Source organism: Rhizobium sp. BK289, from assembly GCF_014193575.1.
Classification (GTDB): Bacteria; Pseudomonadota; Alphaproteobacteria; order Rhizobiales; family Rhizobiaceae; genus Rhizobium; species Rhizobium tropici_C.
Genome location: NZ_JACHZO010000010.1, coordinates 212,385 through 234,609 on the forward strand (window position 1 = coordinate 212,385; position 22,225 = coordinate 234,609).

General features: G+C 61.7%; 18 protein-coding genes. 14 read left to right on the forward strand and 4 right to left on the reverse strand.

Annotation, left to right across the window (positions count from 1 at the left end; translation table 11 throughout):
• Positions 1-15 precede the first annotated feature (15 nt).
• The 14 genes from FHT84_RS20765 (at position 16) to FHT84_RS20830 (ending at position 17,162) form a co-directional block, all read left to right on the forward strand.
• Positions 16-1,017: a GlxA family transcriptional regulator gene (locus tag FHT84_RS20765; protein ID WP_245430377.1), complete on the forward strand. Its 1,002-nt coding sequence runs from the start codon at positions 16-18 to the stop codon at positions 1,015-1,017.
• Positions 1,018-1,269: 252 nt separating this feature from the next.
• Positions 1,270-2,943: an ABC transporter substrate-binding protein gene (locus FHT84_RS20770; RefSeq protein ID WP_112342831.1), complete on the forward strand. Its 1,674-nt coding sequence runs from the start codon at positions 1,270-1,272 to the stop codon at positions 2,941-2,943.
• A 73-nt stretch (positions 2,944-3,016) separates the two neighbouring features.
• A complete protein-coding gene (locus FHT84_RS20775) occupies positions 3,017-4,030 on the forward strand; it encodes an ABC transporter permease (protein WP_112342830.1) in 1,014 nt (337 codons plus the stop codon).
• A 3-nt stretch (positions 4,031-4,033) separates the two neighbouring features.
• A complete protein-coding gene (locus FHT84_RS20780; protein WP_112342829.1) occupies positions 4,034-4,909 on the forward strand; it encodes an ABC transporter permease in 876 nt (291 codons plus the stop codon).
• A complete protein-coding gene (locus FHT84_RS20785; protein ID WP_183763916.1) occupies positions 4,906-7,002 on the forward strand; it encodes an ABC transporter ATP-binding protein in 2,097 nt (698 codons plus the stop codon). The genes FHT84_RS20780 and FHT84_RS20785 overlap by 4 nt, the downstream gene beginning before the upstream one ends.
• Positions 6,999-8,270 (forward strand): MFS transporter, encoded by a 1,272-nt coding sequence (locus FHT84_RS20790; protein WP_112342827.1) that lies wholly within the window; start codon positions 6,999-7,001, stop codon positions 8,268-8,270. Before FHT84_RS20785 ends, FHT84_RS20790 begins: the two co-directional genes overlap by 4 nt.
• Positions 8,267-9,700, forward strand: a complete 1,434-nt coding sequence (gene hydA, locus FHT84_RS20795) for a dihydropyrimidinase (RefSeq protein ID WP_113248605.1) — start codon at positions 8,267-8,269, stop codon at positions 9,698-9,700. Before FHT84_RS20790 ends, hydA begins: the two co-directional genes overlap by 4 nt.
• Positions 9,697-10,470, forward strand: coding sequence for an SDR family oxidoreductase (locus FHT84_RS20800; RefSeq protein WP_246698574.1), 774 nt, complete (start codon positions 9,697-9,699; stop codon positions 10,468-10,470). The genes hydA and FHT84_RS20800 overlap by 4 nt, the downstream gene beginning before the upstream one ends.
• A 35-nt stretch (positions 10,471-10,505) precedes the next feature.
• A complete protein-coding gene (locus FHT84_RS20805; protein WP_183763919.1) occupies positions 10,506-11,546 on the forward strand; it encodes an NAD(P)-dependent oxidoreductase in 1,041 nt (346 codons plus the stop codon).
• The gene (locus FHT84_RS20810) at positions 11,546-12,487 is read left to right on the forward strand and encodes an allantoinase PuuE (RefSeq protein WP_112342824.1); all 942 of its coding nucleotides are present in this window, start codon (positions 11,546-11,548) and stop codon (positions 12,485-12,487) included. Before FHT84_RS20805 ends, FHT84_RS20810 begins: the two co-directional genes overlap by 1 nt.
• Complete coding sequence (locus FHT84_RS20815; RefSeq protein WP_245430375.1) at positions 12,480-14,189, forward strand: thiamine pyrophosphate-requiring protein; 1,710 nt, start codon at positions 12,480-12,482, stop codon at positions 14,187-14,189. Before FHT84_RS20810 ends, FHT84_RS20815 begins: the two co-directional genes overlap by 8 nt.
• A 21-nt stretch (positions 14,190-14,210) precedes the next feature.
• Positions 14,211-15,545, forward strand: coding sequence for a dihydroorotase family protein (locus FHT84_RS20820; protein ID WP_112342822.1), 1,335 nt, complete (start codon positions 14,211-14,213; stop codon positions 15,543-15,545).
• 10 nt (positions 15,546-15,555) lie between these two features.
• On the forward strand, positions 15,556-16,329 hold the full coding sequence (locus FHT84_RS20825; protein ID WP_112343057.1) for an SDR family oxidoreductase: 774 nt from the start codon (positions 15,556-15,558) through the stop codon (positions 16,327-16,329).
• Positions 16,330-16,376: 47 nt separating this feature from the next.
• Positions 16,377-17,162: an SDR family oxidoreductase gene (locus FHT84_RS20830; RefSeq protein ID WP_112342821.1), complete on the forward strand. Its 786-nt coding sequence runs from the start codon at positions 16,377-16,379 to the stop codon at positions 17,160-17,162.
• Between the two features lie 451 nt (positions 17,163-17,613).
• Here the strand turns inward: FHT84_RS20830 and dhaL (FHT84_RS20835) are convergent, their stop codons facing one another.
• The 4 genes from dhaL (FHT84_RS20835) to FHT84_RS20850 form a co-directional block, all read right to left on the reverse strand.
• Positions 17,614-18,258, reverse strand: a complete 645-nt coding sequence (gene dhaL / locus FHT84_RS20835; protein ID WP_112342820.1) for a dihydroxyacetone kinase subunit DhaL — start codon at positions 18,256-18,258, stop codon at positions 17,614-17,616.
• A 55-nt stretch (positions 18,259-18,313) separates the two neighbouring features.
• The gene (locus FHT84_RS20840; RefSeq protein WP_112342819.1) at positions 18,314-20,410 is read right to left on the reverse strand and encodes a bifunctional sugar-binding transcriptional regulator/dihydroxyacetone kinase subunit DhaK; all 2,097 of its coding nucleotides are present in this window, start codon (positions 20,408-20,410) and stop codon (positions 18,314-18,316) included.
• Between the two features lie 133 nt (positions 20,411-20,543).
• On the reverse strand, positions 20,544-21,185 hold the full coding sequence (gene dhaL / locus FHT84_RS20845) for a dihydroxyacetone kinase subunit DhaL (RefSeq protein WP_112342818.1): 642 nt from the start codon (positions 21,183-21,185) through the stop codon (positions 20,544-20,546).
• A 13-nt stretch (positions 21,186-21,198) separates the two neighbouring features.
• Positions 21,199-22,191, reverse strand: coding sequence for a dihydroxyacetone kinase subunit DhaK (locus FHT84_RS20850; RefSeq protein ID WP_112342817.1), 993 nt, complete (start codon positions 22,189-22,191; stop codon positions 21,199-21,201).
• Positions 22,192-22,225: the final 34 nt, after the last annotated feature.

Genomic DNA, 22,225 nt, shown 5'->3' on the forward strand with positions numbered 1-22,225 from the left:
GGCGGTGGCTTTGGCATGCAATACGGTTGGGAAATGACGCGACAATCCTTTTCTTTTGGACAGCTGAAACATAGCGAGCGGCCGGTGCGTATCGGCTTCTTCCTGGCGCCCGATTATCCGCTGATGACCTTTTCGGCGGCACTGGATTCATTGCGCCAGGGAAACCGCCTGCTCAAGCGTAAGGCCTTCGAATGGGTCCTAATCTCGGCCGAGGGCAAGCAGGCGAGGTCGAGCAGCGGGCTGGCCTTCCCAGTGGACTATGCGATGGCGCAGGCTCCGAAATGCGATATTCTCTTCGTCTGCGCCGGCGTCAATTACACTGAGAGTTACGATCCGGCGCTGTTTTCCTGGCTACGCCGCGTCTATTCCGAGGGCTGTGTTCTCGGCGGCGTGAGCACCGCCGTATTCTATCTGGCGAGGGCCGGGCTGCTCGAGGGGCGCCGCTGCGCCATACATTGGGAATCGCTGCCGTCGTTTCGAAGCGAGTTTCCCAATTGCTTGGCGACGGATGATATCTTCTCCGTCGATGGCCGCCTGATTACGTCCTCCGGTGGCACCGTCACGCTGGACATGATGCTTTACCTAATCGCCGCGATCGAGGGTCGCGACCTTGCAGAGCAGATTTCCGACCAGTTCAATCATCCCCGCATGCGTCGCCAGAACGACGTTCAGCGCATGGTGCCGGAGGACCGTTTTGGTATCAGGAACGCCAAGCTCGGTTTCGTCATCCGTCGGATGGAAAGCAGCTTGTCGGAACCTATCGAAATCGCGGAGCTTGCTGCAAGCGTCAAGGTCTCGCCGCGCCAGCTGGAGCGATTGTTTCGCACACATCTCAGCAAAAGCCCGTCGCAGTTCTACATCGACCTGCGCATGGCGCGGGCCAAGGAATTGTTGATCCACACCGATCTCAGCGTCTCCGATATCGCCGGCGTCTGCGGCTACGAATCGCCGTCTCATTTCAGCCGATTTTACCGCCAGCACTTCAAGGAAAGCCCTGCCGCCACGCGCCGCGCCTGATCGGCACAGCTGCAATTTCTGCCTGTCTTTCCGATCGACGGACATCGTTATTGGTGCAATGCAGCAATATGTCGCCTGGCGCATATTTCATGTCGGATGAATGCATTCTGTCGCATTCGTATTGCCTCTAGATTTGGTCTCGACGGCGAAAACGGACATTAGATCCGCGCAGGCCGAAGCGGCGGGAGACCCGCTCCGCTTCGCATTCAGACAATAACGGGAACAGTTTGCACGAACTAGGAGAGCATCCTCGTGGACAAGAATCAGCATTCCTATATTCCGACGCTTATCAAGGACCTTTCGGACGGCAGCATCAACCGCCGGGACTTCCTGCGCAAGTCGACGCTTCTCGGCCTCTCAGCTGCCGCGGCCTATTCGCTCGCCGGCCTTGCACAGCCTTTCGGCGAAGCCAAGGCCGACGACATGCCGAAGGGCGGCAACCTGCGCATTGGCATGCGCTGCATGGAAATCAAGGATCCACATCTGGCTGACTTCGCCGAGAAGTCGAATGTCATCCGCCAGGTCTGCGAATACCTGACCTTCACCGACCGCAACAACATCACCCATCCCTACCTTCTCGAAAAATGGGATGTCAGCGACGACCTGAAGACCTGGACGCTGCATGTTCGCAAGGGTGTCAAGTGGCGCATGGGCGGCCGTGAGCTCAACGCCGACGACGTTGTCTGGAACCTGAAGCGTGTCAGCGACCCGAAGGTCGGCTCGTCTGTTCTTGGCCTCTTTACCGGCTATCTCGTCCAGGAATATGACGGTGGCGAGAAGGACGACAAGGGCAATCCGAAAAAGTCGAGCAAGCTTTGGGCCGACAATGCGATCGAGAAGGTCGACGACTACACGGTTCGCCTCAACTGCTTCGCGCCGCAGATCGCCGTTCCCGAACACCTCTATCACTACCCGATGTTCATCCTCGATCCGGCCGACAACGGCTCCTTTGGCCCTGACGCCAACGGCACGGGCCCGTTCGAGATGACGGAATACACGGTCGGCAAGGCTGCCAAATATAAGGCGCGCACCGACTACTGGGGCACCGGCCCCTATCTCGCAACGTTCGAATTCGTTGACCTCGGCGACAATCCAGGGGCAGGCATCGCGGCCATGGCATCCAAGCAGGTTGACGGCCTGTCGGAAGCTGACGCCGTGCAGATCAGCTCCATGAAGAACTTCCCGCATGTGGCGGTCTACAAGGTAGAGACGACGCAGACCGTCGTCGCCCGCATGCATCCTGACGTAGAGCAGTTCAAGGATAAGCGCGTACGTCAGGCCATGCGCTTTGCGATCGATCGCGACAAGGTTATCCAGACGTCCCTGTTGGGCGCGGGCACGCCGGCAGAAGACCACCACGTCGCCCCGTCGCATCCGGAATATGCGGCGTTGCCGAAATATCCGCGCGATATCGCCAAGGCCAAGAAGCTGCTGGCCGACGCTGGCTATCCCAACGGCTTCGAATTCGACATGGTCACGCGTCCGGATCCTATCTGGGAGCTCAACACGGCACAGGTGCTCGCCCAGCAGTTCGCCGACATCGGCGTCAAGATCAACATCAAGTCGCTGCCGAGCGCCCAATATTGGGAAGTCTGGACCTCCGCCCCTTTCAGCCTAACGGCCTGGGGCCACCGTCCGCTCGCCATCATGACGCTGTCGCTCGCCTATCGCTCGAACGCCGCCTGGAACGAATCCCACTATGCCAATCCGGAATTCGACCAGCTGCTGACTCAGGCCGAGGGCATTCTTGATCCGAAGGAACGCAGCAAGGTCATGGCGAAGATCGAGGCGATCATGCAGGATGACGGGCCGATCGTTCAGCCCTTCTGGCGCGTCTTCTCGACCGTGATGGACAAGAAGGTCAAGGGCTTCGAGCTCCATCCTTCGCAGTACATCTTCGCGCACCAATACGCGATCTCCGCCTGATCGAGCGGCCAGATCGCCCGGTTTCCGCCGGGCGATTCCCTTGAAGGCCCGCGAGAAAACCGGACTGAGTGCAATGTCGAAATTCCTTTTCAAACGGCTGGTCATGATGCTGCTCACCATGCTTTGCGCATCCTTCCTGGTCTTTGCTGTCTGCGAATTTACGCCCGGCAGCGTGGCGCGAAAATCGCTCGGCCCCTTTGCCACACAGCAACAGGTCGATATCCTGACCGAAAAGCTGAAGGCGAATGATCCGCTGCTCGTGCGCTATGGTCGCTGGCTCGGCGTGCTCGTCGGCGTCATTCCGGATCCGCTGCAGGATCCAAGCACGGGCCTCAATTTCACGGATCCACGCGGGGCGCAATATTTCGGCAATTTCGGCTATTCGACGCTGAACAAGCTGCCAGTCAACGACGTGATCTGGAACAGACTGGGCAATACCGCGATCCTGGCCGGCTTCGCCTTTATGCTCATCGTGCCGCTGTCGATCATCTTCGGCATCCTGTCGGGGCTAAAGGAAGGAGGGGTGCTCGATCGAACGCTCTCGATCATCTGCATCACCTTCACCTCCATCCCCGAGTTTGCATCGGGTGTCTTCCTGGTAACGCTCTTCGTCATTCTCTGGCCTATCCTACCAGGCACGAGCCCGCTCAACAGCGACGGCGGATGGCCGGTGCCCTATCAGTTCGTCCTGCCGGTCGCCGTGCTCGTCATCTACGATTTCGGCTATGTCGCCCGCATGATCCGCGTCTCGATGATCGGCGTCATGGAGCGGCCCTATATCCGCACCGCTGTGCTAAAGGGCATGAGCACCCGCCGCATGGTTCTCGGCCATGCGCTGCGAAATGCGATGATCGCTCCCTTCACCGTGCTTCTCCTGCAGATCAATTTCCTGATCAGCGGTGTTGTCGTCACCGAGCTTGTGTTTGCCTATCCGGGCTTTGGCCGGCTGATCCTCGATGCCAGCCTCTTCGGCGATATCGCGACGTTGGAGGCGGCGACTCTGATCACCGTGGCCGTCGCCGTCGCGACGCAGCTGCTCGGCGACCTCGGCTACATGCTGCTCGATCCACGCATCCGGGTGAGGTAAGCCATGGCAATCCAAGACAATATTGCCGCGATAAAGGTGACGGGTGTCAAGCGCGCGGCGAGGCCGAGCTGGATGCGGATCTTTCATTCCAAGACGGCCATCGTCGGCCTGTTCCTCGTCGTCTTCTGGGTGGCCGCAGCCGCCCTCGCGCCCATCCTGCCGCTGCCGTCTCCGACGGATTCGGACGTGATGGCGATGGGCAATCCCTTTCCATCAGCCACGCATTGGCTCGGCACCGATATTCTCGGCCGAGACGTTCTCTCCCGCCTGATCTTCGGTGCGCGCACCGTCCTCTTTGTTGCGCCGCTTTCGGTCGCTGTGGCGATGATCGTCGGCATCACCATGGGCATGGTGGCCGGTTACTACAGCGGCTTGATCGACGCGCTGATCAGCCGCTTCTCCGACATCGTGCTCGCCTTTCCTGTTCTCGTGATCTACGTGATCCTGATCGCCAATATCGGGCCCTCGGTGCTCAATATCGTCATCGCCACGACGATCGCCTCGTCGCCGGGCATCGGTCGCATCACCCGCGGCCTCGTTCTCAGCCTCAAGGAGCAAGAATATATCGCCGCAGCGAAGCTCAGAGCCGAAAGCACGCTCTACATCATGCTCGTGGAGCTCCTGCCGAACTGTCGCAGCCTGCTCATCGTCGATGCCTGCTTGCGCATCGGTTATACGATCATCACCATCGGCATTCTCGGCTTTCTCGGTCTCGGTCTGCCGCCACCGAATCCGGACTGGGGCGGCATGGTCAAGGAGAGCGTCACCGTTCTCAATGTCTGGCCGCTCATGTCGCTCATTCCGTCCGCCGCCCTTGTCAGTCTCGTGCTCGGTTTCAATCTTCTTGCCGATGGCATGCGTGAGGCGTGGAAGCCATGAACCTGTCCGTCTCCAACCTGCAAGGCGCCGCCATGCCCGACGCTTCAAACACCGATCTGGCACCGCTACTCGATATCAGGGATCTCAGGATCGAGTTTCGCGGCAAGAGTGAGACAGTGGTCGCGGTGCCGAATCTCTCTTTCTCCGTCCGCCCGGGCGAGAGCTACGGCCTCGTCGGCGAGTCCGGCTGTGGCAAAAGCACGACGGCCATGGCGATCATGGGCTATCTTGGCAACACAGGCGTGATCGCCGGCGGCAGCATCCGCTTCGATGGCGCCGAACTCGTCGGCGCCAGGGAAAAGCAGCTGCGGGCGATCCGCGGCCGGCGCATCGCCATGGTCTATCAGGACCCTATGAGCGCGCTGAATCCGGTCAAGACGATCGGATCGCAGCTTGCCGAAGTGCCCTTGCTGCATCTTGGCTCGACGAAGGCGGAAGCGATGGAAATGGCCGCTGCCATGCTCGACGACGTCCGCCTGCCAGATGCCGGCGACATGCTGAAGCGTTATCCGCATCAATTGTCCGGCGGCCAGCAACAGCGCGTCGTCATTGCCATGGCGCTTCTGGCGCGGCCCTCGCTGCTACTGCTCGACGAGCCGACGACAGGCCTCGACGTGACAGTCGAAGCGGCCGTCATCGACCTCATCGGCGAGTTGCGCCGGCGCTATTCGACCAGCCTTCTGTTCATCTCGCACAATCTTGGCCTGATCGCCGAAACCTGCGACCGCGTCGGCGTCATGTATTCCGGTGAGATGGTGGAGGAGGGCAAGACCGGCGATCTCTTCCGCAGGCCGCGCCACCCCTATACGCAGGGGTTGATCGACTGCATTCCCAATATCGGCAGCGACAAGCGCAGCCGCGCGCTCGCCGCCATCCCAGGCCATATTCCGCTGCCGCAGGAGCGGCCGGAAGGCTGCTTCTTCGCGCCTCGTTGTGCCGGCTTCACCGCCGGCCTATGTGACAGGCCGGGCCTCGCACTGACCGAGGCAGGCGCCGACCATCTGGTCCGTTGCGTCCGCTGGCCTAACATGGAACGGCCTGTCGGAAGGCTGCCGGCGGAACTCGGGCAGGTCGCGCCGAAGGAAGAGGCAATCACGCTCTCCGACGTCACCAAGCTTTACCGCATCGGCACCGACAAGACCGTCAAGGCCAACGAGGCCGTCTCCTTCGGCGTGCGCAAGGCCGAGATCGTCGCTCTCGTCGGGGAGTCCGGCTGCGGAAAATCGACCCTTGCCCGCATCGTTACCGGTTTGGACAGCGCGACGTCGGGCTCGATCCGCATGGCGGGCGAGAATATTGCCGAGCTGCAGGCGCGGCAGCGACCGCGCAACATGCTGCAATCGATCCAGATGATCTTCCAGAATCCGGACAGCACGCTCAATCCCTCGCATTCGGCCGCCTTTTCCATCCGCCGTTCGATCAAGAAATTCGGCATTCGCAATGGCAAGGCGGCGATCGAGGAGCGCGTGCGCGAGCTTCTGGAAATGGTGCGCTTGTCGCCCGCGGTCGCCGACCGCAAGCCGAACCAGCTCTCCGGTGGTCAGAAGCAGCGCATCGCGATCGCCCGCGCCTTTGCCGCCGATCCGTCGCTGATCGTTGCCGACGAGCCGGTTTCGGCACTCGATGTCTCCGTGCAGGCGGCGGTGGTGACACTCCTTCTCGATATCCAGAAGGAAAAGCACACGACGATGCTCTTCATCAGCCACGATCTGGCGCTGGTGCGGCATGTCGCCGACAAGGTCGTCGTGATGTATCTCGGCAAGGTCATGGAACAGGGCACGGTCGAAGAAGTCTTCGGCGGCGGCACGCATCCCTATACCGAAGCGCTGATCTCTGCGATCCGCAGCCCCAACCTCGACGAGGCAACGCGTGAGCGGATACGGCTGACCGGCGAAACGCCGAGCCCGGTCAACGTGCCGGCAGGCTGTCGCTTTGCCACCCGCTGTCATCGCAAGGTCGGCGGAATCTGCGACGCGGTCGCGCCGCCGATCCGGCAGATGTCTGAGACGCATCAGATCGCCTGCCATATCGAGAAAGATCGTTTGCGCTCCGAACTGCCGGTCTATGCATCGGTGACGGGGGAGGAGGGATGAGCTCCGAGACCTCCATCGCGGCGAGCTTCTGGAAGAGGGCGCCGCGTTTTCGCGCGCTGGTGCCTGTCATGGTAGGGATCTGCGTCATCGGCACCGGAAACAGCCTGCTGACGACCTCGGTTTCGCTGAGGCTCAGCCAGCTCGGGATCGATCCTGGCGTCGTTCAGCTTCTCCTGACGGGCTTTCCCGTCGGATTTCTCGCCGGCTGCCTTGTGGCGCGTCTTCTTGTCGCCCGCCTCGGCCATCGCGTCGCATTTCTGGTGGTCAGCTTCCTCGCGACCTTTGCCGGCTTCGGCTATATGGCAACGGCGGCGACGCCCGTCTGGCTTGTCCTGCGCTTTCTCAGCGGTTTCTCGATGGCCGTCCTCTTCGTGGTCTCGGAGAGCTGGATCAATCTTTATGCCGATGAGCGCAATCGCGGCGCCTATTTCTCGCTTTACATGATGATGACCTCGCTCGCCGTGCTTTTCGGCCAACTGCTGGTCGAGGCCGCAGGCCCGCATTCGCCGCACCTCTTCCTGATGGGAGCCCTGACGATTACGGCAGGCACGCTCTATTGCCGGTTTGTGGGACGTCCCTGGCCGGCACTGCCGATGCGATCCGTTCGCCCCCTGCAGACAGATGTCACCGCGGCCGATCAGCGTTACGGCCTATGGAAGCTCGCCGTTCTGGCCCCGGTCACGATCATCGCCGTCTTTCAGGCGGGCATGACCAACATGAACGTCTTCGCGTTGACGCCGCTCTATGGCGCGAAGATCGCGCTTCCTGCATCGACCACGATTGGGCTGGTGACGGCGTTCAGCATGGGCGGCATGCTGGCCCAGACGCCGGTCGGCTGGCTGTCGGATCGCTTGGACCGCCGCTGGATGCTGCTGGTACAGGGCATGCTTGCGGCAGCGCTCTGCGCGGCGGTCATCCTGCTCGCGAACCATTATGTGCCGCTGCTCTTCGTGCTTTTCTTCCTCTACGGCGCGACCGCCCTGACGATCTATCCCGTCGGCATCGCCTTTGCCAATTCGCAGATCGATAGTCGTCACATGGTGTCGGCATCGGGCGGGCTGTTGCTGCTCTATTCGATCGGCAATGTCCTGACCCCAGGAATTGCCGCCGGCCTCATGGACTACGTCGCGCCCTATGCGCTTTTCATCATGCTCGGCAGCGGCGCCGCGCTGGTTTCGGTCGGCGCCTGTTTCAACCTTCGGCGCAAAGCCGCCACGCAAATTATGGAGGCGGCGCCCGATGGCCTTGCTTCCGGAGTGAACCAATGAGCAAAGATGTTCCCTTCGATCTCGTCATTCGCGGCGGCCGCGTCGTGCTTCCGGATGAGACACGCGAAGTCGATATCGGCATTCGTGATGGCAAATTCGCCGCCATCGCCAAGGGTCTGCCCGAGGGCAAGAGCGAGATCTCGGCCGAGGACAGGCTTGTCCTGCCGGGCGGCGTCGATAGCCATTGCCACATGGATCAGCAGCCCTGGGAAGGGAAGGCCACCGCCGACGACTTCAACACGGGAACGCTTTCCGCACTGTGCGGCGGCACGACCACGGTCGTTCCCTTCGCCATGCAGATGCGCGGCCAATCGTTGCGCGACATTGTCGAGGACTATCACGAGCGGGCGCGGCCGAAGGCGCATATTGATTATGGGATTCATTTGATCGTCGGTGATCCCTCGCCCGAGGTGTTGTGCGACGAAATCCCGGCGCTGATCGCCGAGGGCTGCACCTCGATGAAGATCTATCTCACCTATGACGGGTTGAAGCTCGACGACTACGAGGTTCTTAACGTACTGGATCTCGCCCGCTCGCATGGCGCGATGGTCATGGTTCATGCGGAAAACGACGCCTGCATACGCTGGCTAACGGAAAAATTCATCGCCGCCCGCAAGACGCAGCTGCGCTATCACGAGAAGACCCATTCGGAGATTGGCGACCGCGAAGCGACCTATCGCGCCATCAGCCTGTCGGAACTGGTCGAAACGCCGATCCTTGTCAGCCATGTCGCCGCCGGCGGTGCAGTCGAGGAAATCCGCCGCGCCAAGGCGCGAGGCCTGCCGATCTATGCCGAAACTTGCCCGCAATATCTCTTCCTCTCGGCCGAAGACATCGACACACATGATCTCTCCGGCTCAAAATGCGTGTGCACGCCGCCGCCACGCGACAAGTCGCACCAGCCGGAGATCTGGCGCGGCATTCTCGACGGCACGCTTGAGGTCTTCTCATCCGACCATTCGCCATGGAATTACGCGGACAAGATCGCCGGCGGGCCGGACACACCCTTCAACCGCATCCCGAACGGCATCCCCGGTATCGAGACACGTCTGGCGCTGCTATTTTCGGCAGGCGTCAACGGCGGACGCATGTCGCTGCAGAAGTTTGTTGATCTGACTTCTGCTGCGCCGGCGCGCCTCTTCGGCCTCTATCCGCGCAAGGGCCTGATCGCTGTCGGCTCGGATGCCGATATCGCCATCTGGGACCCGGATCGCCTCGTCACCATCAACAACGACATGCTGCATCACGCGACCGATCACACCCCTTATGAGGGGCAGACGGTGCGCGGCTGGCCGGTCATGACGATCTCGCGGGGCGAGCTCGTCTGGAACGACGGCGAGGTTCTGTCGCAGCCCGGCCGCGGCCAGTTCATCCCGCGCCTGCGTCCCTTCCCGCCGCAGCAGGGGCTTTCCAGGGTGCTGGCGTCATGACCTCGGACTCCGATCCCATGACTGCCCGACTTGCCGGCAAGGTCATCCTGATCACGGGTGCCGCCAGCGGCATCGGCGCGGCCATCGCGCGGCGCTGCCTTGCCGAGGGCGGCAGCGTTGTCTGCGCCGACCATGCGGAGGATGCCGCCGCCAATCTGGCCGAGGAACTCGGCTCGCGCGCGCTTGCCGTGCGCTGCGACGTCACCGACGGGCGTTCGATGGAGCGCGCGCTTGATACGGTCCGCGGCCGGTTCGGCCGGTTGGACGGCCTGGTTCACAATGCCGCTGCGCCATCTCTGGATGGGACGGTGGTCGATCTCAGCGAGCAGCAATGGCGCCGCGAGCTCGATGTCAGCCTGACGGGGGCTTTCCTGGCATCGAAGTTCGCATTGCCCCTGATGATTTCTGGTGGCGGCGGTTCCGTGGTCCTGATCGCCTCGCAATTCGCGCATGTCGCAACCGCCAAGGCCGTCGCCTATTGCGCCGCCAAGGCAGGTCTCGTCCACCTCGCCAAGGCCATGGCGATCGATCATGCGGGTGAGGGCATCCGGGTGAACAGCCTGTCGCCGGGCGCGGTCGCAACGCAGCGGCTTCTGCAGCGCTGGCCGGATCTCGAAGCCGCCGACCGGCAACTCGGCCCGGCGCATCTGCTCGGCCGGATCGCCCAGCCCGACGAGATTGCGGCCGCGACCGCCTTCCTGCTCTCGGCCGACGCCTCCTTCGTGACGGGCACAGACCTGCTCGTCGATGGCGGCTATGCGGTGCGCTGAACCCATGAATGCAATGATCTGGATTGGATTTTGAAATGACCCTTCTCGTCACAGGCGGCACAGGCTTCGTCATGAGCGTCGTGGCACGGACCTGGCTGGATCGCGATCCCACGGCCCGCGCCGTCATCCTCGATCGCTCCGGCCTCGATGCCATGGCCGAGCGCTATTTTGCGCCGGTGCGCGATCGGCTTTCGGTCATCACCGCCCATATCTGCGACCCTTCGCACTGGTCGGCCGCGCTTGATCAGCACGGCATCAGCGTCATCGTGCATGGCGCGACGATCACGCCGATCTCGCGCGGCAGCGCTGCCGAGGCCAAGCGTCAGCCGGAGGCCGAGGAGCCAGCCAGGATCGTCGATGTCAATCTGATGGGCACCGTTCACATGCTCGAATGGGCGCGCAGCCGCCCCTCCGTCAAGCGCTTCATCTATGTCAGCTCCGGCTCGGTCTATCGTCATCACGGGCCGGACTGGGCCGGCGAACCCCTGCCGGAAGACGGCTATGTCGCGCCGCTGACGCTTTACGGCATCTCCAAATTCGCCTCCGAAATGGTGGTCAACCGCTATGCCGATCTCTTCAGCCTATCTGCGCTCAGCGTCCGTCTCGCCTCGGTTTACGGAACGATGGACCGGGCGACCGAGAGCCGCAATTTCCGCCATGTTCCGAACAAGGTGGCGCATATGGCCCTGGCAGGTGAGGTAATCCGGCCAAACAGCCTGGAATCAGTCGGTGACTACGTCCATTCCGCCGACGTCGGCAATGCCGTCGTGGCACTGCTGACGGCGCCGCGGCTTCGCTATCGCCACTACAATATCGGCAGCGGTCGCACCTCGACCACAGGCGACATCATCGAATGGGCGCGGGAGCGCGTGCCTGATTTGAAGGTCGAGGTCAGCCCACACGACACCGCCAATGTCATCCAGGACGCGACGCTGAAGGACGGCATGTGGGGCGAATATGATCTCGCCCGCATCGAGCGCGACACGGACTGGCGCCCGCGCCCCGCCAGGGAAGCCTTCCACGACTACATGGACTGGATCGTCGCGAATGAAGGCGCATCCGGGGAGACGAAATAATGTCGGCACCCGTCAAACCCGAAAACACGGAACGCCAGGCGCGCGATTTTATCGGCTATGGCCCGAAGCCGCCCTTCATAAGCTGGCCCGGTGGCGTCAAGCTCGCGATCAACCTGGTGCTGAACTACGAGGAAGGCTCGGAATATTCCTGGCTGGAGGACGGCCGCAACGACAATTGGGGCGAGTACAATATTCCAAACAGCCCGCCGGTGCGCGATCTCGGCACCGAGACGCATTTCGAATATGGCAGCCGCGCCGGTGTCTGGCGGCTTGCGCGCCTCTTCGATCGCTACAAAGTCCCGATCACCGTGTCAGCCTGCGCCGTCGCGCTTGAAAAGAACCCAGCCGTCACCGAATGGATGAACGCCCGCGGCCATGACCTGCTCGGCCACGGCCTGCGCTGGAGCGAATATTCGACCATCGAGCGCAAGGACGAGGAGCGCCAACTGCACGATGCGGTCGCTCTCTACAAGAAGCTGACCGGTCGCCGCCCGATGGGGTGGAATTGCCGGTCCTTCCCGAGCGTCAACACCCGCGATCTCATCGCGAAAGAGGGCGGTTTCCTCTATTATTCTGATCCCTGCAACGACGACCTTCCCTATTTCATCGATCACGACGGCACGCGTCTGCTCGTCGTCCCCTATTCCAAGACATTGAACGACAGCCGCTATCTGATTGCGCCCGGCTATAGCAATCCGCGTGACTTTGCCGAGGATTGCCGCTCCGCCATCGACTACATGATGGGGGAGGCGGATGAGACCGGTGGCCGCATGCTGACGATCGGCGTTCATGCGCGCTGGATGGGTCAGCCGAACCGCGCATCGGGCCTGCGCGATGTCATCGAACATGTCCAGAAGACGCCGGGCGCTGGCTTCATGCGCCGTGAGGATATTGCTCGCCACTGGCTCGAGAACCACGAGGCCTTCGGCCGCGATGCGTGACGGGATCGAGAGCGGCATTGAGCCATCGAGGGAAACGAGGGAAGAACGGGCCATGTGGGGCAAGGACATGAGCGGCGCGGATGTCGTGGCCTCCATCCTGAAGCAGGAGGGCGTGAAGCACATTATAGGCTTCCCGAACAGCGAACTATTCGACGCGTGTGCTCATCTCGACATTCCCCCCGTCATCACCCGCACGCCCCGCGTCGCCGTGAATATCGCCGAGGGCTATGCGCGCACCACGGCCGGCCGCGAACTTGCCGTCGTCACTGTGCAATACGGCCCCGGTGCAGAGAGCGCCTTCGGTGGTATCGCGCAAGCCTTCAACGACCGTGCGCCAATCCTCTTCCTGCCGACGGGCTATCCGCGCGGGTCTGAGGCAGTGGCACCGAATTTCGAGGCGAGCCGCAACTTTCGCCATGTGACGAAATGGTGCGAGGCGGTGACGCGCGTCGAGCATCTGCCGAAGCTGATGCATTCGGCAATTTCCCGCGTTCGCAACGGCCGTCCGGCGCCGGTTCTGTTGGAGCTGCCCGTCGATCTGCTGGCCGAGCGGCATGCGCCTTCCGCCAATCCTTATCTGAAGCCGAGGCGCAGCGTGCCGCAGGCCGATAGCGGCGAGATCGCCGAACTGGTGGCGATGCTGCTGGCGGCCAAGAACCCCGTCGTCTTCGCGGGGCAGGGCGTGCTTACCGCCTCGGCTTCGCAGGAGCTCGTGGAATTTGCCGAGCTGTTCCGCATCCCGGTCATGACGACGCCAAACGGCAAGAGCGGCTTTGCGGAAAACCATCCGCTGGCGCTCGGCACGGCCGGACGCGCGCGGCCGGCGACGGTCGATCATTTCCTGGACAAGGCCGATGTCGTGCTCGCGCTCGGCACCAGCCTGACTCGCTCGCACTACATCCTGCCGATCGCCAAGGACAAGGTGCTGCTGCAGGTGACGATCGACGAGGGCGATCTCGGCAAGGATTATGCGATCGCGCAGGGCGTGGTCGGTGACGCCCGCTCCGTGCTCCGGCAAATGATTTCGCTGGTTGGCGAGGGGCGTCTTGATGTTCCGGCACGCACTGAAATGGAAGAGGAAATCCGCGCTGTGCGCGCCGCCTTCATCGAGCGATGGATGCCGCTCCTGACAGCGGAGAGCGAGCCGATTTCTCCCTATCGCGTCGTCTGGGAAATCATGCGCGCGGTCGATCCGGCAAAGACGGTCATGACCCATGATGCCGGCAATCCGCGCGATCAGTTCAGCCCCTTCTATGAGGCGACCGTGCCTGGCAGCTATATCGGCTGGGGCAAGACCACGCAGCTTGGCAGCGGCCTCGGCTTTGCGCTCGGTGCCAAGCTGGCGCGACCAGAGGCGACGGTCGTCAACCTGATGGGCGAGGCGGCCTTCGGCATGGTCGGGATTGATTTCGAGACTGCGATCCGTTGCAACCTGCCGATCCTGACCGTCGTCATGCGCAACAACGTGCTCGGCGGCTACGCCGCCAGCATGCCGATCGCCACTCAGAAATACGGAGCAAACCGTATGTCGGGTGCCTATGCGCCGATCGCGGAAGCGCTGGGCGGCTATGGCGAGTGTGTGACGTCGCCGGCGGGCCTTCGTCCGGCGCTTCTGCGTGCCCTTGGGAGGGTCGGTGCAGGTCAAGCCGCGCTGATAGAGGTGGTGACCCACGAAGAACCGCGCCTGCCGGGCCTCTGCTGACGAGTGATCGGGATGAGCGGTATGTTCGATACAATCATATCAGGCGCGACCATCGTCAATGCGAGCGGCGAGGTAAGGGGTGACGTCGTCATCTGCGACGGCCGGATCGCGACAATCCTCTCGCCCGGCGAGGCGGTCGAAGCCCGCAGCATCGTGAATGCCGAAGGCTGCTATCTTCTGCCCGGTCTGGTCGATGGCCATGTCCACCTGCGCGAACCGGGGCTCACGCATAAGGAAGATTTCGACAGCGGGACGCGTAGCGCTGCCTTGGGCGGTGTAACAACCGTGCTCGACATGCCGACCGATGATCCCTGGACCGCGACGGCCGACCAGCTTACCGCCAAGATGGAGATGGCTAGGGGAAGGATCCATGTGGATGTCGGCTTTCAGGTTGCCCTCAGCCGTGAGACCGCCCCCCTGGATCGATTGCTGGATTTGCGACCGGTTTCGCTGGAGCTATTCACGGCCGATGTGCCTGACGCCTTCCTATTCGACGGCATGGATGCCGTCTCGCGGATCGTCAGTCGCCTTGCCGAAAGCGATACACTCATCGGCATTTCGCCAGGCGACCAATCGATCTTGGTCGGCAGCAGCTTACGCAATCGTACCGGGGATATCGCGGCATTTCTCGAAAGCCGGCCGGCTCTGGCTGAGGCATCGGGCGTCGTCCGCGCCATTCTGGCGGCGGCGGGCACGAATGCCCGCATCCATGTGCGCCAAGTCAATTCGGCGCTTGGCATCTCCACGTGGCGGCGACTGCGGGACATGGCTGATGCGACGGTCGAGACGACGCCGCAGAATGTCTTTTTCACCGCCGCCGACTACGAGAGGTCGGGCGCAAACCTAAAAGGCTCGCCGCCTTTCAGGGCGCCGGCCGACGTCGAAGCGCTGCGAGCCGCCCTTTCCGAGGACCTGATTGATATCGTGGCCACTGATCACGCGCCGCACAGCCCCGCCGAGAAGGCAGCTACTTATGCCGCGTTCGCAGATATTCCGGGTGGAATGCCGGGGCTTCAAACCCTGCTTATGACCATGTTACGGCTAGTCGAAGAACGGGTCATCGGGCTCAGCGATCTTGTGCGCATATGTTCTTTCAACCCCGCTGGACGTTTCGGCTTAGGTCGTTCAAAAGGCGCGATAGCGACTGGCTTCGATGCCGATATCGTGGTGCTCGACCGGCGCCAGCCGAGCCGGATCACAAATGCCGATCAGGTCTCGCGCGCCGCCTATACGCCATTCGATGGCTGGAACGTACCGGGTATGCTGACCCGGGTGTTTCTGAAAGGTCAGGAGATCGTTCGCGATGGAAAGATCATCTCCGAGAGACGCGGCAGTGTCGTCACCCGTGAAGCCTGAGGACCAGCCGATGCCCATGCTCCAGAACAGAATTGCCATCGTCACTGGTGCCAGCTCCGGCCTCGGGCGCGCCATCGCGTTGCGCTACGCCACCGAAGGTGCCTTCATCGTCATCGCCGACATGATTGAGACGCCGATCGAGGGTGGCGAAACAACGCTGGAGCGCATCCGCGCTACCGGCGGCAATGCTCTTTTCGTAAAGACGGATATTTCTAACTGGGATGCTGTCGATCATCTGGTCGGCGAGACTGCCCGCCATTTCGGGCGACTCGACGTGATGGTCAACAATGCGGCAATCTACACATCGACCAATTTGCTGGAGACGACGCCGGAGCAATGGGCGCGCGTCATCGGCGTCAACCTCACCGGCTTCTTCTATTGCTGCAAGCGCGCCGCGCAACAATTCGTCGCACAGGAACCAGTCGGCGAGGTGCGCGGGCGCATTATCAACATTTCCTCGCAGCATGGCATGGTCGCTTGCCCCGGCGATTTTCCCTATGGCGTCAGCAAGGGCGGCATCGTGCAGATGACGCGGCAGATCGCGGTGGATCATGCCGACGACCTGATCATCTGCAATGCGATTGCGCCGGGTAAGATCGTCACCGGCAAGCCTGGTGTCGCCAATGATTCCGATGCACTCGACTATTCGCGCCGCCGCACGCCCTGGCCGCGTCTCGGCGCCCCGGAAGATGTTGCCGGCGCAGCTCTGTTCCTGGCAAGCGACATGTCGAGCTACATGACCGGCATCAACCTCATGGTAGACGGCGGTTGGATGGCCGGCTGACCTGCAAAGCAAACCGGTTGTGTGCCGGAAAATGAAAGGAAACACGCATGGATCTAGGACTGAAGGAAAAAACTGCGCTCGTCCTCGGCGCAGGCGGTGGCCTCGGCGGCGCAATTGCCAAGACATTGGCCGCCGAAGGGAGCCATGTCGCTGTCGCCGATATCAACAAGGAAGCGGCTGAAAAGGCGGTCGCGGAGATCGAAGCAAGTGGTGGCAGCGCTGTGGCGATCGCCTGGGATCTTGCCGACCTCAGCATCATCACCTCGAACCTCTCGACGATCGAAGCCCGGTTCGGATCGGTCGACGTCCTCGTCAATATCACCGGCGGCCCGCCCCCGACGCTCGTTTCTGGCCAGAATGCCGAAAGCTGGCGTAAGCATTTCGATAGCATGGTGCTGTCGGTCATTGCGATTAGCGATGCCGTGCTGCCGAAGATGCGCGAGAAGAAGTGGGGGCGGATCATTACCTCGACCTCGTCGGGCGTTGTCGCGCCGATCCCGAACCTCGGACTTTCGAACGCGTTGCGCATGTCCTTGGTCGGTTGGTCGAAGACCCTTGCAGGCGAGGTCGGCCGCGACGGCGTGACGGTCAATATCGTGCTGCCTGGCCGCATCGCCACTCAGCGCATCACCTTCCTGGATGAGCAGAGGGCCAAGCGCGAAGGCCGCTCGGTAGAAGATGTCTCGGCGCAAAGCACCGCCTCCATTCCAGTCGGCCGCTACGGCGATCCGCAGGAATATGCCGATGTCGTCACCTTCCTGGCGAGCACGCGTGCATCTTATGTTACCGGAAGTGTTCTGAGGATCGACGGCGGTCTGATCGCAAGCGTTTAGATGCGGTAGCTCAGGCATTCCAATCGGCTGACTATGTTCCAAGGGCTGGTGATATCTGGCAATATCGCCAGCTCTTATAGTTTTGTTGGCTATCGGGAGCGCCGCGCAGCTCGTCGCCACTACTTCTAACCTGGGCAAGATCCCGCTCGTGGCAGTCATTCACCGTCGCGTCGGCAATATTGCGCCACCGAATAATGATTGACGTTCCACCAAGGCCGCTGAGGTTGTAGCCTTGCCGCTGTCGACCCCTTTGGGGCCCGCGGGATCGTTCGCAACGCGAGATAGGTACTCGTTCCAAGCGCTTGTCATGGCCGATCAGTACAAGAACAATCCCACCGACGAGGGGCCGGCAGCCAGAGCAGCAGTGCAATGCTTGCATTGCTGGTTGCATCGCGATAGCTTGTCGAAGCCGGGGCGATTTGGTGGCTTCTACAGCTGCTTAGTGCTAAGCTCAGCTTGCTTCAAACGTATCGCGCATCGCACGCAGAATGATAACGGCCGAAGCCGCGCCGGGATCGATATGCCCAAGGGATCGCTCTCCCAGCCGAGCGGCCCGACCGCGGGCGGCCACCATGGAGCTTGTCGAATTAGCTCCAGCTTCGGCAGCGTCAACGATGGAATTCCACATCGTCATAGCATCGTGCGAATTCGCCTTGGCGTGGATTGCGGCCTCGGCAGCGGGGATCCAGGCGTCGAGCATGGTCTTGTCGCCACGCTGACCTTTGCCGCGCTGCTGGATACCGGCCCGCATCTCGTCGACGATCATTGCCTGGCAGGCGAGCGATAAGGATTCGTCCGCCTTCAATGACTGCGAAGCGCGGCGGAAGGCGGTGGCATAGAGCGGGCCGGTCGATGCGCCGACGGCATCCAGAAAGGCGGAGGCTGCCGCGGAGAAGATTTCGGAGGGTAACGCCTGCGCAAGATCGAGCTTTGCGAGCTCCGCGTTCACCGCCATGAAGCCGAGAGACATGGTGATGCCGTGATCGGCGTCGCCAATTGCGCCATCCAGCTCCGAGAGGCGATCTTTTTCGGCATTGATCGCGATCGATATGCGCTGAAACATGGTGCCCAGGCATCGGGCGGCTTCTTCCGACATCGTCTTCCTCCCGGTCCCGGCCATGTCTATTGTCGCCGGGCACATTTTTATAGCTTCATCCGACCTTCAGCGCGAAGGTGTCGCACGGATGGTAGAGCATGTCAGTCAGTTCCTGATCGAGATGCAGGATGGATATGGAGGCGCCGACCATATCCAGCGACGTGCAATAATGTCCCACCCAGTTTGCCTCGATCTTGATGTCCTTCGCGCTCAGCCTCTGTTCGACGCGCCGGAACAGAATATAGAGCTCCATCAGCGGCGTTGCGCCGAAAGAATTGATGAGCACCGCCACTCGATCGCCTGCAACCGGCTTCATTTCGGAGAATATCCGGTCCATCACCCGATCGGTGATCTCGTCGGCGCTCATCATCTTCTCGCGGGTGACACCGCGTTCGCCGTGAATGCCCATGCCAAATTCGATATCGTCAGGTCCGATTTCGAAGTTGTGGCGTCGGGTCTGCGGCAGCGAGCAGGGCTCGAGTGCGACACCCATCGTGAAAGTCCGATCATTGGCCTTGCGCGTCACCGTCTCGCATGCGTCGAGCGACAGACCCTTGTCGCAGGCGGCGCCGGCTATCTTGAAGATGAAGAAGTTGCCGGCGACGCCGCGTCGTCCCTCGCGATCCTCGATCGGCGAGGAGGAGATATCGTCTGTGGTCAGCACCGTGCGGACGTCGATTTTCTGCTCCTGCGCCATTTCGGCGGCCATCTCGAAGTTCATGACGTCGCCGGCATAGTTGCCGTAGACAAAAAGTACGCCTTCGCCGCCGGAAGACGCCTTGGCACATTCGAGGATTGGCGTCGGCGGAGGCGAGGAAAAGATGTTGCCGATGGCAACGGCATCGGCAAGCCCCTTGCCGACATAGCCAAGAAAGCTAGGCTCGTGCCCGGTACCGCCGCCAATCACCAGGCCGACCTTTCCCAGCCTCGGGCCGGTTCGCGCCATCAGCGCGCGGTTCGATCCCTTGATCGGCGTGATATGCGAGGCATGTGCCTTGACGATGCCTTCCAGCATCTCGTCGACGACATCGTCGGGATTGTTGAGGAATTTCTTGATATGCGTTCGATAGCTGCTGGGCAGGGCAATGCTGTTGTCGGTTTTCGGACGCTGCTGGGCTTTCTGATCGAACTCGGTGACACCATCGGCATTCAGAATGCCGCGCCCGGTGGCTGCATCGGTAATCAGCACGTTGATATAGCCGCCGCGCAAGGCGGCGAGAATTGCGGGCACCTTGTCGAAGCCGCCGGCGACGGCGATGCGTAGCCCGATGGATTTCAGCATGTCGAGGGATATGCCGATGGTGCGGTCGTCGAGCGGCCCTGCAACCGGCAGACCCTTGGTGTCGATGAAACGGCCGGCAAGAACGCCAACAGCATTCTTGGCCAGATAATCCTGCAGGGAGACGGACTCGAAGAAACCGCTGCTGTGAACCGTCGAGTTCGGCCGCAACGACGCCACGCCGAAGATAGCTTTGTTGGCTTTGGCAAGGGTAGCAAATTGATCCTCGACCAATGGTTCGCGCAACAAGATCTCCCGAACTTCAGGCGCCGAAACGATCGCAGGGGCCGTGATATTGATCAGCCTGCCGCCTGTCACATTGGCAAAGGCACTGGCACAGAGTTCCGGCGTGTAGGCAAAGAGTGCACGGGTGCCACCGGTTGCCTGGACGATGGTAACATCCTGCAGGTTCGGCACATTGGCTTGCTCCGCGACCGCGAGAACCGTGCGGCCCCAGGCAACGGCAAGCGTATCGCCGGATTTCAGTAGGCGGGCGATGGCCTGCGCACCGGCGGTTCCGAGGCGGTCGATAAGCGGCCGCGAACCGTCGTCGCTAGGCACCACGAGACAGTCGTGCAGGCCGAAATGGCGCTTGAGTTCTTGAGCGATGGAGAGCGAACTCAGGCGAGAGGGCTCGAGTGAGATATTGACGATGCCGCGGCTGCGGGCATCGGCGAGATAGCTGTTCACGGTCGCCCGCGAAATGCCCATAATCTCGGCGATGTCGCCTTGGGTCTTGCCATCTTCGTAATAGAGCCAGCAGGCCCAGACATAGGGGTCGTCGCCATAGCGCAACGGCATGCTATCGGTCGCATCCGGCACGCCCGCCTTGCTTGCACTGTTCTTGCCGACCGAAGATGCCTTGCCTGTCATGATGATTCACTGTTTCCCGTTTTCGCCAGAAGATGAAAGCAATGACGCATGTTTGCAAATGCTTCTTCTTGAGGAAGGGCGGCGCGCGACCCCGTGGTGGAGCACGGGATCGCGCAGCCTTGGGAGAGCCCTGTTATTGCAGTCGTGCGCGAGCGCAGAGCGAAAGTTCCTTCAGGATGATAGCGCAGGAAGTCGCACCGGCGTCGAGAACGCCGAGCGAGCGCTCGCCCAACCGGCTGGCGCGGCCGATCTTGGCAACGAGATTGAGGGTGGAGTCGCGGCCGACCTCGGCTGCAGCAACCAGAGCATCGAGCGCCTCCGCAAAGGATTTGCCGGCTGCATTCGCAGCATCGAACGCCTCGATTGCCGGAACCAGCGTGTCCAGAAGCGTCTTGTCGCCGACTTTGGCGGAACCGATCGACTGGATACCTTCAAGCCCGGCATGCAGCGCCCTGCTATAGGCTGCGCTATCGATGGCCTCGATGCCGTTGAGCTTTTCGGCAATCTCGGTGAACATGACGCCGTAGAGCGGGCCCATGGAGCCGCCGATCTCGGTCATCAGCACCGTGCCCAGCGTATCGAGCGAGACTGACAGCGACTGGTTCTTGCCCTTCAGGCGTTCCGCGGCCATTGCGAAGCCCTTGGCCATGTTGACGCCATGGTCGCCGTCGCCGATCTTGCCGTCGATCTCGCTGAGATAGGCGCGGTTCTCGACGATGCGATCGGCCATCGCCAAGACGATATCACCCGATGTTGCATTGTTGAATGTCTGCATGCGTGCGTCCCCCTCAGAGCAGCGTCGTGCACTCGACCTCGACGTCCAGAAGCTCTTTCAGCTCCTCGTCGAGTGCCATCACGGTCAGCGTCGCGCCGACCATTTCGAGCGACGTGAAGTAGTTGCCAATATAGGTCCTGTAGATATTCAATCCCCGTTCGGAGATCTTCGTCTCGATCGTGTCGTTGAGGATGTAGAGCTCGTTGACCGGTGTCGCGCCGAGGCCAGACACGAGGACGGCCACTTCCGTTCCAGTGGCCAGATTATGATCATCGAGCACGATCTGACACATATCCTCGGCTATCTCCGCTGCCGTCTTCAGCGGCTCGACGCGAACGCCGGGTTCGCCGTGATGGCCGATGCCGACTTCCATCGTGCCGGGTTCGATCTGGAAATTCGAATGACCGACGGCGGGCAGGGTGCAGGGACCAAGGCCGATACCGACGGAGCGGCAATTGTCGATCGCCCTTTGCGCGGTCACGCGTACTTCCTCCAGGTTCGCACCCTTGGAAGCCTTGGCGCCGCCGATCTTCCACATGAAGATTTCGCCGGCCACGCCGCGGCGCTTCTCGCGCTCCTCCGGTGGTGCCGAGCAGACATCGTCGTTGGCGACGACGGTCGCGACTTCGATGCCGTCCTTGGCGGCAAGCTTCGTCGCCATCTTCACGTTCATGTTGTCGCCGGCATAGTTGCCGTAAAGGCAGATAACACCACGGCCACCATTGGCCTCGCGGATGGCGTCGTGGAAGCTCTTGGCCGTTGGGGACGAAAAGAGCTCGCCGACTGCGACCGCATCCAGCATATTCTTACCGGTATAGCCGATGAAGGCCGGCTCATGGCCGGAGCCACCGCCGGTGACCACGCCGACCTTGCCGGCATACGGCGCATCCTTGGCGACGACGACGCGCGGATTGTCTGCCAGACGAACGATATCCGAATGCGCTTTGATGAAGCCTTTTACAGTATCTTCAACGACTTCATCGGGATTGTTGATGAACCGCTGCATGGTCTCTCCTGTCGAAATTGTCGAGCGCTTGCGC